Here is a 247-nt window from a genome sequence, read left to right on the forward strand (position 1 = left end):
AGCCCGGAGACCTTCGAGGCGCAGAGCAACGTCGTGGGCGACTACGGCAAGTTCAGCATCGACGCCAACGGTGCCTGGACCTACACCGCCAATTCGGCCTTCAACGAACTGAATGTCGGTGACAGCCTCACCGACACCTTCCAGGTGTTCAGCGCCGACGGCACTGAAACCAGTGTCACGGTGACCATCGCCGGCACCAACGATGCCGCGGTGCTGAGTTCCGCCAGCGTCGAACTGGATGAATCCA

The 247-nt window shown here is 61.5% G+C and carries 1 protein-coding gene; it reads left to right on the forward strand.

Translation table 11 applies throughout. From position 1 onward, the window contains the following. A partial coding sequence (locus tag DM872_RS00055) for a VCBS domain-containing protein (RefSeq protein ID WP_218648950.1) occupies nucleotides 1–247 on the forward strand: 247 nt, incomplete at both ends.

Source organism: Pseudomonas taiwanensis, from assembly GCF_013393345.1.
Lineage (GTDB): Bacteria > Pseudomonadota > Gammaproteobacteria > Pseudomonadales > Pseudomonadaceae > Metapseudomonas > Metapseudomonas resinovorans_C.